The organism is Fictibacillus halophilus, from assembly GCF_042680145.1.
Taxonomy (GTDB): Bacteria; Bacillota; Bacilli; order Bacillales; family Fictibacillaceae; genus Fictibacillus; species Fictibacillus halophilus_A.
Genome location: NZ_JBHTNQ010000001.1, coordinates 12504 through 27535, shown reverse-complemented (window position 1 = coordinate 27535; position 15032 = coordinate 12504). Strand labels below are relative to the sequence as shown.

At 38.8% G+C, this 15032-nt stretch carries 16 protein-coding genes; all 16 read right to left on the bottom strand.

The genetic code is table 11. The annotated features are described in order from the left end of the window. Positions 1–153 precede the first annotated feature (153 nt). Positions 154–537: a DUF302 domain-containing protein gene (locus tag ACFQ4X_RS00200; RefSeq protein WP_379832576.1), complete on the bottom strand. Its 384-nt coding sequence runs from the start codon at positions 535–537 to the stop codon at positions 154–156. Positions 538–601: 64 nt separating this feature from the next. Continuing rightward, a complete protein-coding gene (locus ACFQ4X_RS00195; protein WP_379832575.1) occupies positions 602–1381 on the bottom strand; it encodes a sulfite exporter TauE/SafE family protein in 780 nt (259 codons plus the stop codon). 28 nt (positions 1382–1409) lie between these two features. After that, on the bottom strand, positions 1410–1895 hold the full coding sequence (locus tag ACFQ4X_RS00190) for a DsrE/DsrF/DrsH-like family protein (protein WP_077363618.1): 486 nt from the start codon (positions 1893–1895) through the stop codon (positions 1410–1412). Between the two features lie 79 nt (positions 1896–1974). After that, positions 1975–2202, bottom strand: a complete 228-nt coding sequence (locus ACFQ4X_RS00185) for a sulfurtransferase TusA family protein (protein ID WP_379832574.1) — start codon at positions 2200–2202, stop codon at positions 1975–1977. A 43-nt stretch (positions 2203–2245) separates the two neighbouring features. After that, on the bottom strand, positions 2246–3370 hold the full coding sequence (locus ACFQ4X_RS00180) for an MBL fold metallo-hydrolase (RefSeq protein WP_379832573.1): 1125 nt from the start codon (positions 3368–3370) through the stop codon (positions 2246–2248). 41 nt (positions 3371–3411) lie between these two features. After that, a complete protein-coding gene (locus ACFQ4X_RS00175; protein WP_379832572.1) occupies positions 3412–3984 on the bottom strand; it encodes a sulfurtransferase TusA family protein in 573 nt (190 codons plus the stop codon). Positions 3985–4142: 158 nt separating this feature from the next. Further along, entirely contained in the window at positions 4143–4406 is a 264-nt protein-coding gene (locus ACFQ4X_RS00170; protein WP_130296841.1) for a metal-sensitive transcriptional regulator, read from the bottom strand. Between the two features lie 126 nt (positions 4407–4532). Next, positions 4533–6281, bottom strand: a complete 1749-nt coding sequence (locus tag ACFQ4X_RS00165) for a phospho-sugar mutase (protein WP_379832571.1) — start codon at positions 6279–6281, stop codon at positions 4533–4535. A gap of 538 nt (positions 6282–6819) precedes the next feature. After that, positions 6820–8370 carry a GNAT family N-acetyltransferase gene (locus ACFQ4X_RS00160; RefSeq protein WP_379832570.1) on the bottom strand — a complete coding sequence of 517 codons (1551 nt, stop codon included), beginning with the start codon at positions 8368–8370 and terminating at the stop codon, positions 6820–6822. Between the two features lie 32 nt (positions 8371–8402). Continuing rightward, complete coding sequence (locus ACFQ4X_RS00155; RefSeq protein WP_379832569.1) at positions 8403–8798, bottom strand: VOC family protein; 396 nt, start codon at positions 8796–8798, stop codon at positions 8403–8405. Next, complete coding sequence (locus tag ACFQ4X_RS00150; protein ID WP_379832568.1) at positions 8795–9460, bottom strand: HAD family hydrolase; 666 nt, start codon at positions 9458–9460, stop codon at positions 8795–8797. Before ACFQ4X_RS00150 ends, ACFQ4X_RS00155 begins: the two co-directional genes overlap by 4 nt. Positions 9461–9542: 82 nt before the next feature. Further along, positions 9543–10400, bottom strand: coding sequence for a ComEC/Rec2 family competence protein (locus ACFQ4X_RS00145; RefSeq protein WP_379832567.1), 858 nt, complete (start codon positions 10398–10400; stop codon positions 9543–9545). 312 nt (positions 10401–10712) lie between these two features. Beyond that, complete coding sequence (yhbH, locus tag ACFQ4X_RS00140; RefSeq protein WP_066286403.1) at positions 10713–11879, bottom strand: sporulation protein YhbH; 1167 nt, start codon at positions 11877–11879, stop codon at positions 10713–10715. Positions 11880–12073: 194 nt separating this feature from the next. Continuing rightward, entirely contained in the window at positions 12074–12250 is a 177-nt protein-coding gene (locus ACFQ4X_RS00135) for a hypothetical protein (RefSeq protein ID WP_379832566.1), read from the bottom strand. Positions 12251–12282: 32 nt separating this feature from the next. Continuing rightward, positions 12283–12858, bottom strand: a complete 576-nt coding sequence (gene lepB, locus ACFQ4X_RS00130) for a signal peptidase I (RefSeq protein WP_379832565.1) — start codon at positions 12856–12858, stop codon at positions 12283–12285. Positions 12859–13050: 192 nt separating this feature from the next. Beyond that, positions 13051–14946, bottom strand: a complete 1896-nt coding sequence (locus ACFQ4X_RS00125; protein ID WP_379832564.1) for a PrkA family serine protein kinase — start codon at positions 14944–14946, stop codon at positions 13051–13053. Positions 14947–15032: the final 86 nt, after the last annotated feature.

Here is a 15032-nt window from a genome sequence, read left to right as displayed (position 1 = left end):
AAGGTGCGAGACTCCAGCGGGATCAGCGGGACAGGTGAGACTACTAATGGTGCAAAGCGCCAAGGAGGCTCACCGCACGCCCCGCGGAAAGCGAGCATCCTGGAACGGAAATCAACAACTTATAAAAGCATCAAAGATTGCGAAATCAGCTTTTTAAACTGATCTATCCATACATGCGATCAATCGGTCTTCAATGTCTTTTGCTTTTTGTTCTAAGTCTTGGTCGTTGAGCAGTTTTACAAACTCAGTCGGCTTCGGCATTCCGATTTTCGTCTTGCCTTCATCTGTATACAACACCATTTTACACGGCAAGAAGTATCCGATCATCTTATTCTGTGTCAGGACTTCCTTCGCTTCATGAGGATTGCACACCTCTAAAATAAGAAAATCATCGTTATAGTCCAGTCCTTTTTCCTGCAGCTTTTCTTTTACGTTAAACTGCCAAAGAACACCGAACTTTTCTTCTTTTAATTGTTCCTCTAATTTTTGAGCCGCTTCTTCCATTGACATTGTTGTTTCGACTGTGTAATGAAACATAAGCATCCTCCCTTTTTTGTGTCTTTCTTAGTATGTCTTGCCTAATTTATTAACAGGCAAACATTTACCCTAAAATATCTAGCCAAATCTTAATTGACGTTGCAATAATAAGTGCTGCTAAGATAAATTGAAGGATTTTTGTATTTATTTTTTTACCGAACTGAGCTCCTAGCGGAGACGCGATTAAGCTTGCTACTACCATGATTACAGCTGGCCATAATAATACTTGCCCAGTCGTAATCTTACCGATCGTCGCACCGATTGAAGAAATAAAGGTAATAGCAAGTGATGTTGCAATCGTCATTCGAGTTGGTATCTTAAGAACAACCAGCATGATTGGTACAAGGATAAATGCTCCAGCTGCACCTACGATACCTGCTGCCACACCTACAATAAATGCTAGTGCCGCTGCAAGCCATTTATTAAATTTAACTTGATCTAACGGAATGTCATCAATGCCCTTCTTAGGAATAAGCATCATCACAGCAGCTATAGTAGCCAATACGGCGTACACAATATTGATTTGACCTTCTGTCATAGCCTGTGATCCATATCCGCCGATAAAACTTCCTAAAAGAATTGCAGCACCCATATAGATGATGAGTGTCTTGTTCAAATAACCGCCTTTACGATAAGCCCATACTCCGCCTATCGTAGCAAAGAATACTTGAACAGCACTTATACCTGAAACCTCATGAGCTGTGTATGCTGTGAAGCCTAGCATTGCTGGAATATATAGAAGCATTGGATACTTGATGATTGATCCGCCGATTCCTACCATTCCGGATATAAAAGAACCTATAAAGCCAATAAGAAAAATCGTTATAATGAATCCTATTTCCATGACTTCACCTCCCCATGACTGTCTTTAATTAGATAAATAAGTTGATTTTGGACTCATCTGCATCAGCAAGATATGAAGCTACACCTGCATAGTCTAAACCATCAATAAGTTCATCTTTCGTAATACCCATAACATCCATTGACATTGTACAAGCAACCATCTTAACATCTAAGTCTTGAGCCATTTCGATTAATTCCTTAAGTGTTACGATGTTTTTCTTTTTCATCGTATACTTCATCATCTTTCCGCCTAGACCGCCATAGTTCATTTTAGAGATTCCAAGCTTTTCTGGTCCTCTTGGCATCATTTTTGCAAACATTTTATCCATGAATGTTTTCTTAACATTCACGTACTCTTCTTTCCTTAAGATGTTTAATCCCCAGAATGTGAAGAACATCGTAACTTGTTTCCCCATAGCAGCTGCACCTGTTGCGATAATAAAACTTGCCATCGCCTTATCAAGGTCACCGCTGAATACGACCATAGTTGATTTATCTTGTGTTTGTTGTTCCATTATTAAATCTCCTCCTCATAATTAACCCCTATATTTACATGTCATAAGGAGGCATGTGAACATACCCCCTTATGTTTTATTAGCCTTTTTTAATAAAGAATTTGAATACGCCGTCTTCTTCTTTGTGGTCTAATAATTCATGACCTGAAGACTTAGACCAAGCTGATAAGTCATTTACTGCGCCTTTATCTGTTGCCAGTACTTCTAAGATGTCTCCGCTATTAAGTGTATCCATAGCTTTTTTTGTTTTTACGATTGGCATTGGGCAAGATAACCCTTTAGTGTCTAAAGTTTGTTTTACGTTCATTGAAAGAACCTCCTGATAATTTTGGTTTTAGTGTTTGTTTTATTTACTCAGTGATTGCACAGCGGTTTGGACCAATTTCCATTTCGCGCTGTTCGTCAGTTGTTGGATCTATTTTCCCCATGTTTGTCTGACGGATTTCTTGATATGCATTAGGCTGCGGCGGTAAGTTTTCCGTTACAGCTCTGCGGAATTCATCATCGCTTTTAATGTTTAACCCTTCGTTCTTTTCAAACAGCTCGCCAAGAGGAGCTTGAACAGCACCTTTTTCATCAAGTTCGCTGATTTTACCAAAGTGAGCTGGCAATACAACTAGATCTTTTGAAAGATTGTTGTATTTGTTGTATAAAGAATCACGCAGATCGCTTACCCAGTCCTCAGCTTTACCAGCAAGGTCTGGACGTCCGATTGAATCAACAAACAGAATATCTCCAGAAAGCAAGTATTGTCCATCAACGATCATAGAAGTACTTCCGATCGTATGACCTGGAGTATATAGCGGCTGAATCTCAATCTTCGTGTTTCCAATCGTAATGTCTTTACCTTCTTCTAATGCTTCATAAGAGAACGTTACTTCTTCAGCATCTTTTGGAGGCAGCCAGTACGTTGCACCTGTTTTTTCCGCAAGACGGCGTCCGCCAGAAATGTGGTCCGCATGAAGATGAGTATCAATCATGTGCTTAATTTCAAGGCTATTTTCTTTTGCAAAATCTTCATAAGCTTCAATTGTACGAGCGGAATCAATGATTGATGCTTCTCCGTTTGATTCAACAAGGTAAGAAAGGCATCCTTTACCGATACGATTGAATTGATAGATAGAGCCGCCATCCTTTAAGTCGCCGATCTTCACTGGCATCAAGTATTCGCTCCAAGCTTTCATACCGCCTTCAAGGTAATAAATATCATTAATTCCTGCTTCATCAAGCATCTCTGCTACCATTACAGAAGATCCTTCTTTAGCACAAACAACCAACACATCTTCTTTTGGAAGGTGTTCCAATACATCCTCTACACCATCAATTAGATCGAAATACGGACGGTTGATCGACTCAATCCCTTTACCTTCGATTTTCCAGTCTTTAAAATCACTTTCATTACGAACATCAAGAATAAACATTTTGCCTTCAACAACACGTTTTGCTACTTCTTTAGCTGATAATGCTTTAACCATTTCTCTAATACCTCCCCAGGTATATTATTAGTTAAATTTTTTTAATTTTCTTCTACAGGCCCAGTCCATTCAGACATTCCAGGCAATACGTTTTTCACACGCTCAAAACCTTTTTCAGATAAGATTTGTGCAGCCATATCACTTCTTGAGCCTGTTCGGCAAATCACATGGATTTCTTTATTTTTATCAAGAGTGTCTAATTTACTTTCAAGTTCTCCCAAAGGAATAGATACTGCCCCAGGTATACGTTTGAACTCATATTCTGCGGGTTCTCTAACATCAAGCAAAATCATGTCGTCTTTGTTCTCTGCCAAAGCTTTTTCTAATTCGTCGTTTTGAATCGTATGCTCAAACTTAGCTGCTTCTTTTACTTCACCAGGGTTTGATTTTCTTAAATAGTGTTTAAGAACATCTCCCTCTTCTTTTGTACCTAGATATTGGTTTCCAGTGTTTCTAGCCCATCCTTGCATATCAGCCAGAGAACCTTTGTCTGTTGCTTGAACTTCGATTACCTGTCCTGCTTCCAATTGATCCATTGCTTTTTTTGTGCGGACAATTGGCATTGGGCATGATAACCCTTTACAGTCTAAAACTTGATCTACTTTTATACTCATGTTTATTACCTCCATATTTTTTTTCGAATCAACCACATATACCCACATAGGTATATAAAAACTCAAAAAAATTTATAAAAAAATTATCGACTTATACCCATAGGGGTATATTAAATGATAAAAGAGAATCTGTCAACAGGCTATCCTTATGACAGATATTAGCGGCTTTTTACAAGAAGCTGAACGGCTTCTTTTACTAGATCGGAGTTCATTTCTTCTCCGTTTTCCATTTGATCACGCAAGCATTGTTCAAGGTTCGTGCCGACAATTAATCCAATCGTACGATCAATAGCAGTTCGTGAGGCAGAAAGCTGTGTAATAACGGCTTTACAATCTTGCTCTTCTTCTAACATACGCAAGACACCACGAATTTGCCCCTCAATTCTTCTTAGACGATTTTTCATTTCTTGTGTGTATTCCATATCAGCACCTCCTCTTCGTAAAATACCTATAGGGGTATATTACATCATTATAATTTTAATGTCAAACGTTTCATTAAAAGTAATGAAATTGGCTGCAGGCACTGCCTTACAGCCATTCACTATTTATTATTGTTCCACCTTTTGCATTCTTTCATGAACCAAATCCATAACAGCCTGCTTTAATGAAGCTAATGCTTCGTCGGCTTTCTCGTTTGATTTAGCTTGTACTCCGAAATAAAACTTAATTTTCGGTTCTGTTCCTGAAGGTCTTACACAGAACCATGATCCGTCAGCTAACTTATATTTAAGTACATTTGATTTCGGAAGAATAATATCATCATTCGTATCACTCTCTATAGTATATCGGATACTTGCTTGATAATCCTCCGTAACATCCATCTTTTGTCCGTTGATCTCAAGCGGCAGATCAGCTCTAAATCCAGCAAGCAGGTTTACTATCTGCTCAGCGCCAGATTTGCCTTTTAACGTCAAAGATTCGAGTCCTTCCTTATAATAACCATACTTTTCATAAACATCCGTTAACGCATCATAAAGCGTTTTGCCTTGTTTTTTATAATATGCAGCCATTTCTGCACCCATTAAACATGCTTGTACAGCATCTTTATCCCGCACAAAGTCACCAATTAATGAACCATAGCTTTCTTCGTACCCGAAAATAAAGGAATGTTCTCCGCTCTTTTCATATTCTTTAATTTTTTCACCAATAAATTTGAATCCTGTAAGTGTATCTTCACATGTTAAACCATAAGATTCAGCAATAACACGTCCTAACTCTGAGGTTACAATTGTTTTAAATACGATACCTTTAGAACAAAGGCTGCCTTTTTCTTTACGCTGAGAAAGAATGTATTCCAGCATGAGGGCTCCCGTTTGGTTACCCGTTAAGATCTCATATTCACCTTTATTATTTTTCACTGCAATCCCGACTCTGTCTGCATCTGGATCAGTCGCCATAAGGATTTCGGCATCATTTTCTTTTCCATACTGAATAGCCAGTTCAAATGCAGCATGTTCTTCAGGATTAGGCGATTTTACTGTAGAAAAATTCGGATCAGGCTGCTCTTGCTCTTTTACAACAATCACATTCGTAAATCCAAGCTGCTTGAGTCCTTCTCTTACTGGTATATTAGCTGTTCCATGCAGCGGAGTAAAAATAATGCTTAAATCATGCATTTCTTTAATAACTTCACGGTTCAAGCTGATCTTAGTCAGCTGTTCCATATAAGCTTTATCAATTTCTTCACCGATCACTTCGATTAAACCTGCATTTTTTAATTCTTCTTCAGTCTTCACATCTATTAATAGTTCATCATCAACTGAATTTACTTTTTGAATTACTTCATCCGCTTCTTTAGGCGGGAGCTGTCCGCCATCTGGTCCGTACACTTTATAACCGTTATATTCTGGAGGGTTATGACTCGCGGTAATTACAATTCCGCTATACGCTTTTAAGTATCTCACTGCAAAAGAAAGCTCAGGTGTAGGTCTTAAACTTTCAAAAACATATGCCTGTACGCCGTTCGAGGCTAAAGTCTTTGCTGCTTCCATCGCAAATTCAGGAGATTGGTGCCTTGAATCATAAGCGATTACTACTCCGCGTTTTTGTGCCTTTTCACCTTGATCCATTATAAAATGCGCTAACCCAAGTGATGCTTTACGAACCGTATACGTGTTCATTCGATTTGTACCAGGGCCAATTTCCCCGCGCATGCCCCCTGTACCAAACTCTAAGTTCTTATAGAAACAGTCTTCTAGTGCTGTCCTGTTATCTTTAATTCCTTCTAATGCAGTTTTTAAAGATTGTTCAAGTGCTTCATGCTGTATCCATCTTTCATATGTTTTCTCCCAGGACATTGTACTGCCTCCTTTTTCTTTTGAAGCTGAATAAATGTTTGTTTTCTTTAGTTTCGATTTGAATCCATTATTTCCTGCTTTATCTACTAAATACGGCCTTTATTATACCGTTTTCATCATAAAAAATAAAATCCATTCTATAAATTCTTCTTAGCTCCGACACGATTCGTTATATTTCCCGAGAAATAGAAAAAATGCGGCAAGCTTTTGAAGCTTTCCGCATTTACTTCTTTTCTAATAGATGGTTGATCTGATCTTTTGCTCTTTTGTTATTCTCTTCATCGACAAGTTGATTGTAGCGTAAGGTGCGAGACTTTGCGTGCCAACCACCTGAGTATACTTCTCGCAAGGCATGCGACGAGGAACAAGCTTCGTCGAGATTTCCTTGCAGACGCAGGAGCACTTATACTTCCTTGAAGGTGAGACTCCCAAAAGCGCAAAGCGCTGGGAGGCTCACCGCCCACCCCACGGAAAGCGAGCACCTGGAGCGGAAATCAACCACTTCCAATAACAACAATCTTTTAGAAAATAGCCTTGTTTATTTACTCTTATCCTTTTGAATCACACTATATAAATCAAGACGTCTATCTCTAAGCAGCGTAACACTGCCTGTTTTACGCTGTCTTCTCAGAATTTCAAGATCGACATCACCAACCACTACCGTTTCGATATTCGGATGACATTCTCCGACAATACCGTCTCTTGGGAAAGAGAAATCAGAAGGTGTGAAGATTCCTGACTGCGCATATTGAATGTCCATGTTTTCTACTTGTGACAGGTTACCTACTGTTCCAGCAATCGCCGTATAGATTTCATTTTCAATGGCACGTGCTTGAGAACAATAACGTACTCGCAAGTAACCTTGACGGTCTTCTGTACAAAACGGTGTGAAAATAATTTTAGCACCCTGATCAGTAACAATACGGGATAGTTCAGGAAACTCGATATCATAACAGATAAGAATAGCAACTTTACCGCAATCCGTATCAAATACTTGTAGTTTATCACCAGCAGAGATCCCCCACCATTTTCTTTCATTTGGTGTGATATGAAGTTTATATTGCTTATCGATCGTACCGTCTCTTCTGAACAAATACGCTACATTGTATATGTCGCCATCTTCTTCGACAAAATGCGATCCCCCGATGATGTTCACATTGTATCTTACTGCAAGGTTCGTAAACAATTCGATATACTGCTCCGTGAACTCAGTTAATTTTCGGATTGCCAAGCTTGGACTCTTTTCTTCGCAAAATGATAAGAGCTGTGTTGTAAGCAATTCAGGGAAAACAGCAAAATCTGAACCTTGATCTGATGCGACGTCAGTATAATACTCCACTTGAGTTGCAAAATCTTCAAAGGAATCGATCGATTTCATCATGTATTGAATCGTTGTGATCCTTACTGGTTCACTTGTTTTAAAGTACTTTTTCGTTTTATTTGGAATGTAATCGACATTGTTCCATTCCATTAAAGTCGCATATGCTTTTGATTGCTTATCATCTGGCAGATAGCTTTTATTTAACCGCATGATTGTGAAACCATTCATTAGCTGAAAGGTTAAAACAGGGTCATAAATATTGTGTTGTATAACTTCACGAACATACTCTCTCGGTGTCATCTCTTTTGAATACTTATGATAGTTTGGAATCCTTCCGCCAAGAATAATACTTTTCAGATTTTTTTGCTCTGCCAGCTCTTTACGTGCCTCATAAAGCCTAGCTCCTATTTTCATACGGCGGTATTCTGGATGAACCATAACTTCAATCCCATACAAATTAAAGCCTTCAGGGTCATGATTTGTAATATAGCCTTTGTCTGTGATTCCATCCCACGTATGCTTATCATCATATTCATCGAAATTCACCATGAGACTCGAACAGCTTCCGACAATTTTCCCTTCATACGTTACGCAAAATTGACCCTCAGGGAAAATCCGAAGGTGGCTCTCCAGCTGATCCCGCTGCCATGGTTCCATGTTTCCAGGAAAGCATACCTTTTGCAGTTTTAAAATTTCATCAATATCTTCAAATTGTATATTTCTCAGTTCTATCTTTTTCTCAAATTTTGAAACATCAATCTCGCTCATCTATTCCACTCCTCTAACCTGCTTTACTCAGATTACTTCCATTTTTTCATACGCTCATAAAGAGAACCTGTATATAATTCCAGTTCATTGCCGTCAGGATCAATAAAACTTATTGTCCATCCTCCGCCCCTCTCGGTAGGTCCCCTCGTTATAAGAACTTGTTTTTCTTTGAGGTAAACAGCAGCTTTATGAAAGTTTCTTTCAGAAACCGAAAAAGCAAAGTGATCTACACCGATTTGGTCTTTTTGCTTAGGTTTTGCTTTTTTGATTTCCAGTAAACATAACCAGATTCCGCTAATGTCCAAGTATACATCTGTATTCCCTTTATGAACTATTTTTGCACCTAAAATATTTTGATAAAAATAAATGGCTCTAGATAGTTCTGAAACTCTTATGGTTATGTGATTGATTCCCTGAACCTCAATCATGATTTTTGTTGTTCTACTAGCTGTATAAGTGCAGCCAGTTCAAGCTCTGCTATTGACTCCATTTGATGATCTACTTCGTCAAATTGCATATGTCTTGTTACCGGGTTTGGTATAGCTACACAATAGAGGCCTGCTTTTTTAGCCGCCAAAGAACCATTTACAGAGTCTTCAAATGCGATTGCTTCTCCTGGTTTAACACCTAGTTCATCTACCGTTTTAAGATATAATGCCGGGTCTGGTTTAACTTTTTCGACATCATCAGCAGTTTTGATCACTTCAAAATAGTGGCTGAGACCGATTCTTTCAAGATGTCCCATTACCCATTGCCGTGAAGAGCTGGATGCAATCCCTATCTTCAAACCTAACTCTTTAGCTGCTTTTAGATAATTCTCTATCCCAGGAAGGGGTTTTTGTTCTTTAATTAAGGCTAATGCTCGCTCTGTTTTCTTTGTCCTCAACTCATCATGATTCAGTTTTTTGTTAATTTGTTTTTCTAAGTATTCATAAGGGTTAAAACCAGAATGAGTTCCTATGCATTCGCCCCATACTTCCAAAGGCAGCTCACTTCCATGCTCTTTATACATCTCTTGAAAAGCATTGTAATGCTGAGTTTCAGTATCCAGAATCGTACCATCAAAATCAAATACTAGTGCTTTAATCAATACTAATCATCCTATCCGCGTTTTTATTTATTTTCTTAAACTTTTAATAAAGACGCAAGAAAACCGATTCTGGTCTGGCAGTTTAATGCAGCACATTGGTTCTGAACATGATTTTCTTTCCGTTGCTTGTTGCAATGATTGCTCCGAGCTGATCTGTTCTGTAGACAGTCATCTTTCTGTTATTTAATCGATATAGGACTTCTTTAGAAGGAAATTGATAGGGGTTGTTCTTCCCTACTGAAATTACAGCTGTTTTGGCTTTAACCTTCTTTAAAAACTCCATTGATGATCCTGTGTTTGCACCATGATGACCAATCTTTATAACATCCGCCTTTACTCCCCCGCGGCTCATAATTTCTTTTTCTTCCTCTGCACCCGCATCTGCCATCAGCAAAAAGTTCTTTTTTCCGTGCTGGATCTTTATAACTGCCGAATAATCGTTTATATGTTTGTAGTACGATCCTTTTGGGGCAAGCATTTCAACTTTCACCGAAAATCCCATTTTAAAATGGACGCCTGCTTTTGCCCGGTCTACTGGAATTTGCTTTTCATTAATCACACGAAAAAGGTCATGATAGTACTTTGTATCATATGGCAGGTTTGGCATGTACAGAACACTTACCGGAAATGCACGAATCACATCATCTAGTGAACCGATGTGATCATGATGAGGATGACTGGCTACTACAATATCTAAATGGGTAATGCCTTCTCGTTTCAGGTAAGTGATAATTTCTTCCGCATCATGCTCATCGCCGCCGTCGATCAGCATCGTTTGTCCGTTCGGCGCTTCTACAAGTATACAGTCGGCTTGTCCGACATCTAAAAAGTGGATTTTTAATGGATCAAACCAGTCGGCATGTGCAGTCTTTCCTGGTACCAGCATCAATACAAGTATGAAGCAAATGACGAATGCCGCTGATTTGTTATATTTCTTCAAACTTCACACCCCCTTTATTATTTAGTTTATTTATCATTAAACTTTGTCGCCCTTGAGAGGTTGATTTCCGCTCCAGGATGCTCGCTTTCCGCGGGGCGTGCGGTGAGCCTCCTCGGCTATTTAAGCCTGCGGGGTCTCACCTGTCCCGCTACTCCCGCAGGAGTCTCGCACCTTCCGCTCCAATCAACTTGTCAACGAAGGGAATCAAAAATACTTAAAATCGTTCAAAAAATCTTATCTTTAGTTATATGTAATTACGCCTGTTTCAACAACAAAACCCGCTATCCAATACATGGATGGCGGGCGGCTAAATTATGTGGTGATTTCACTTTTTTTGAAGAAACTCTTCATGGCGTGGTAAACATCTGCTTTTTCTTTTAAAATATAATGATTAAATTTCGGGTTATCCATATTTTTATATACACTCATTAATGTAGAGTGGCGGTTATAAGCATTCACTTCTCCATATCCAAACATATTTGAGTGTTCCATAATCTGCTGCACGAGTTTTACACATCTCGCATTATCACTTGTGAGATTGTCACCGTCGGAAAAATGAAACGGGTAGATATTAAAGCGGTTTGACGAATATTTCGTTTCAATAAGTTCCAGCGCTTTTCGGTAAGCTGATGAACAGATCGTTCCTCCGCTTTCCCCTTTGTTAAAAAAGTCTTCTTCAGTAACTACTTTGGCTTCTGTGTGGTGTGCAATAAATTCGATTTCTACTTTTTCATATTTTGACCGCAGAAAACGCGTCATCCAGAAAAAGAAACTTCTCGCCATGTACTTTTCCCAAATTCCCATAGACCCGGATGTATCCATCATCGCTAAAACAACAGCTTTTGATTCTGGTTTTATCACTTCATTCCATGTTTTAAAACGCAGATCATCATTATGAATAGGTGCTACACTTGGTTTGCCGATTAGTGCATTTCTTTTAAATGCGGTCAGTATGGTTCTTTTTTTATCAACGTTACCCATTAGGCCTTTTTTGCGTACGTCATTAAATTCAATCTTTTCTAAAACGATTTGATCTTGCTCTTTTTGTTTAAGGTTTGGCAGCTCCAGCTCTTTAAAGAGCATCTCTTCAAGTTCCAGTATGGAAACTTCTGCTTCTGCATAATCCACTCCTGGCTTATCACCCGCTGGTCCTTTTCCTTTTCCTGCGCCATTTTGTCCTGCACGTCCATCTCTGGCTACTACGTCCCCCACCTGGCTATCTCCGTCACCTTGGCCTACGTGCTTGTTTTTGTCGTAGTTGTATCGGATTTTGTATTCATCCATTGAACGGATTGGAATTTTGATCACATCACGCCCGTTGGATAGAATGATATTTTCTTCGCTTATCAAATCCGGCAAGTTGTTTTTAATGGCTTCCTGCACTTTTTCCATATGCCTTTGATGATCTTGATATCCTTTTCGGTGGAGGGACCAATTTTCCTGGGACACAACAAAATTGTTCTTATCCTGTTCGCTCATAGTTTTCCCCTCCAGAGCAGCAAGAGTCAATGCTGCTTTTCTTGATCAACCCGGGGCATATCCTGTTTCCTTTTAATCCGCTTTTATTAGAAAAAAGGGTTGGTTACTCTATCTTATGCAAGTACTCACTAGAATTGCTAAACTTTCACGAGAAAAAAGCCCCCTTTTCCAAAATCGAAAAGAGAGCTTGCACATTATTTCTTATATTCCTTTTTTTCATGCTGTTTAGGGTCAGGTGTTTTACCGCTTTTACGTACTTCTTCATTTGTTGAAACATGTTCCATCACTTTTCCGTGTTCTTTCATTTCTTCAAAATTTGATGCCATTGAACTGTTTTTTCTTTTAGGTTCTTCTTTATTTTGTTTTGTCATAGGGATTCACCTCTTAATGAAATTTTCCCCATTTATTCCTTTTTAAAACCGTTAAAAACTCTCAGTTCATCAACTGGCCAATAACGAATATTCGCTTCTCCTACTATATCCTTCATTTCAACAAAACCAATATGGCGGCTGTCGATGCTATGAAGCCTGTTATCACCTAGAACGAATATCTTTCCTTTTGGAACTGTATCATGTCCTGTGATTTCTTCGAGAGTAAAGTTGCCTGTCAGGGTACGGTTGCCTGCAAATCTTTTAAATTCTTCTAGATAAGGTTCCTCTACTGGCTTATTGTTAATATAAAGTTTGTCATCTTTATATGCGATATGATCACCGGGCAATCCTATAACACGTTTAATATAATCTTCTTTCGGATTTGCTTTAAACACAATAAGATCGAAACGTTCCGGGTTGCCGATCTCATAGCCGATTTTATTTACGATAAGGCGATTGCCATTTTGAATCGTAGGCATCATCGATTCTCCGTAAACAACATACTGCTCAATCAAAAACTTTTTTATTATAATAGCAAGAATGAGTGCAATTCCAATCGCTTTAATCCAATCCAGCAGTCCATTTCTTTCTTTTCGAGCCGAGCTCATACAGCTCACTTCCTTTAGTTAGCTTATTAGTATCAATTTACCATTTTTAAGTTAGCAATTACAAGGTCAATATTTTTATAGTAAAAATGAATGTATAAAGATTCATTTATAATTTCTTTAGTTTTCCCTATTATAGTGTAAAAAAACACACCCTGAAAGACCTTATCAGTGTCTTAGGGTGTGTTCTGCATATTATCGATTCAGCAAGCTTCCAACATAGCGCAATAGTTCGTTGGCACTAGTTGTATTATAGCCATGCTCATCGACAAGACGAGCTATTACTTCATTTATCTTTTTCAATTGTGATTCGTCAGGTGTCTTTGAAGAAGTTGTAATCTTCACAACGTCCTTAAGATCTGCAAATAGTTTCTTTTGGATCGCTTCTCTTAGACGCTCATGTGAATTGTAATCAAACTTCTTCCCTTTTCTTGCATATGCAGAGATCCGGATAAGTATTTCTTCACGGAATGCTTTCTTCGCGTTTTCAGAGATACCGATCTGTTCTTCGATAGACCTCATGAGCTTTTCATCCGGGCTCATCTCTTCTCCAGTGAGCGGATCACGGAGTTTATTCTTATTGCAATATGCCTCTACATTATCCAGATAGTTATCCATAAGTGTTTTAGCTGATTCTTCATACGAATAAACAAATGCTTTTTGAACTTCTTTTTTCGCAATGTCATCGTACTCTTTACGGGCAGAAGAGATAAAGTTGATAAACCTCTCTTTATCTTCCTTTGAGATGGAAGCATGGTGATCGAGACCATCTTTAAGTGACCGTAATACATCTAAAGCATTTATGGAAGGCGTTTCTTTACGTATAATGGCAGATGAAATTCGGTTTATTACATAACGCGGATCGATGCCTGACATTCCTTCATCAGAGAACTCTCTCTTTAGTTCTTCCAGATCAACATGATTGAAACCTTCTACAATTTCACCGTCATACAGCCTCATCTTTTTAAGAAGATCCATACCTTGTTTCTTTGAATCTTTCAATCTTGTCAGTACTGAGAAAATAGCCGCTACCCTAAGGGCATGAGGTGCAATATGAACGTGAGACATGTCACTCTCGCTTATCATTTTTGCGTAAATCTTCTCTTCCTCTGAAACTTTCAGATTGTATGGCACGCCCATGACAATAATTCTTGAATGCAAGGCTTCGTTCTTTTTATTCGAAATAAAAGACCGGTACTCTGATTCGTTCGTGTGAGCCACGATTAATTCATCAGCGGAGATTAAGGCGAATCTTCCCGCTTTAAAGTTTCCTTCTTGTGTAAGTGAAAGCAGATGCCATAAGAACTTTTCATCACATTTCAGCATCTCCTGGAACTCCATCATTCCTCTGTTCGCTTTGTTCAGTTCTCCATCAAAACGATATGCCCTAGGATCTGATTCTGATCCGTATTCAGCGATTGTAGAAAAATCAATGCTTCCTGTTAAATCCGCAATATCCTGTGATTTTGGATCAGATGGACTGAACGTTCCGATACCAGTCCGTTTGTCTTCTGAGAAGAAGATTCTTTCAACCATCACATCTTCAATTCTGTTGTCATACTCTTGTTCAAGCCTCATTGTATTTAACGGAGATAAGCTTCCTTCTACACGAATGCCATATTCATCATGAAACTCTTTTCTGAGATGCTGCGGAATTAAATGCAGCGGATCTTCATGCATCGGACAGCCTTTTATCGCATATACGGCGCCTTCTGGTGTTTTCGTGTACTGTTCCAAACCTCTTTTTAACATCGTTACAAGAGTGGATTTACCACCCGATACGGGACCCATTAACAGCAATATACGTTTACGGACATCAAGGCGTTTAGCGGCAGGGTGAAAATACTCTTCTACAAGTCGTTCGATTGATTCTTCTAATCCGAAGATCTGATCGCTGAAAAAATGATACACCTTTTGACCATTTTTTTCTGAAATTCCAGCATCTTTTATCATGTTGTATACTCTTGAATGCGCTGACTGGGCTACAAATGGCCGATCACGTAAAATATCAAGGTATTCAGCGAAGGTACCTTCCCAGGCTAGACGCTGTTCTTCTTCTCGATGCAATTGGATTCTTGATAAAATATCCATGAGTACCTCCTTGATTGTATTGGCTCCATCAAGTGTTAATCTACTCTATGCGAGGATGTCCGTAATCATTCTGTTTGAATAGTGAT

Excerpts from the sequence above, each read along its gene's own strand:
- ACFQ4X_RS00200 (WP_379832576.1), bottom strand. The coding sequence starts at position 537 with ATGTTTCATTACACAGTCGAAACAACAATGTCAATGGAAGAAGCGGCT.
- ACFQ4X_RS00195 (WP_379832575.1), bottom strand. The coding sequence starts at position 1,381 with ATGGAAATAGGATTCATTATAACGATTTTTCTTATTGGCTTTATAGGT.
- ACFQ4X_RS00190 (WP_077363618.1), bottom strand. The coding sequence starts at position 1,895 with ATGGAACAACAAACACAAGATAAATCAACTATGGTCGTATTCAGCGGT.
- ACFQ4X_RS00185 (WP_379832574.1), bottom strand. The coding sequence starts at position 2,202 with ATGAACGTAAAACAAACTTTAGACACTAAAGGGTTATCTTGCCCAATG.
- ACFQ4X_RS00180 (WP_379832573.1), bottom strand. The coding sequence starts at position 3,370 with ATGGTTAAAGCATTATCAGCTAAAGAAGTAGCAAAACGTGTTGTTGAA.
- ACFQ4X_RS00175 (WP_379832572.1), bottom strand. The coding sequence starts at position 3,984 with ATGAGTATAAAAGTAGATCAAGTTTTAGACTGTAAAGGGTTATCATGC.
- ACFQ4X_RS00170 (WP_130296841.1), bottom strand. The coding sequence starts at position 4,406 with ATGGAATACACACAAGAAATGAAAAATCGTCTAAGAAGAATTGAGGGG.
- ACFQ4X_RS00165 (WP_379832571.1), bottom strand. The coding sequence starts at position 6,281 with ATGTCCTGGGAGAAAACATATGAAAGATGGATACAGCATGAAGCACTT.
- ACFQ4X_RS00160 (WP_379832570.1), bottom strand. The coding sequence starts at position 8,370 with ATGAGCGAGATTGATGTTTCAAAATTTGAGAAAAAGATAGAACTGAGA.
- ACFQ4X_RS00155 (WP_379832569.1), bottom strand. The coding sequence starts at position 8,798 with ATGATTGAGGTTCAGGGAATCAATCACATAACCATAAGAGTTTCAGAA.
- yhbH (WP_066286403.1), bottom strand. The coding sequence starts at position 11,879 with ATGAGCGAACAGGATAAGAACAATTTTGTTGTGTCCCAGGAAAATTGG.
- ACFQ4X_RS00135 (WP_379832566.1), bottom strand. The coding sequence starts at position 12,250 with ATGACAAAACAAAATAAAGAAGAACCTAAAAGAAAAAACAGTTCAATG.
- lepB (WP_379832565.1), bottom strand. The coding sequence starts at position 12,858 with ATGAGCTCGGCTCGAAAAGAAAGAAATGGACTGCTGGATTGGATTAAA.
- ACFQ4X_RS00125 (WP_379832564.1), bottom strand. The coding sequence starts at position 14,946 with ATGGATATTTTATCAAGAATCCAATTGCATCGAGAAGAAGAACAGCGT.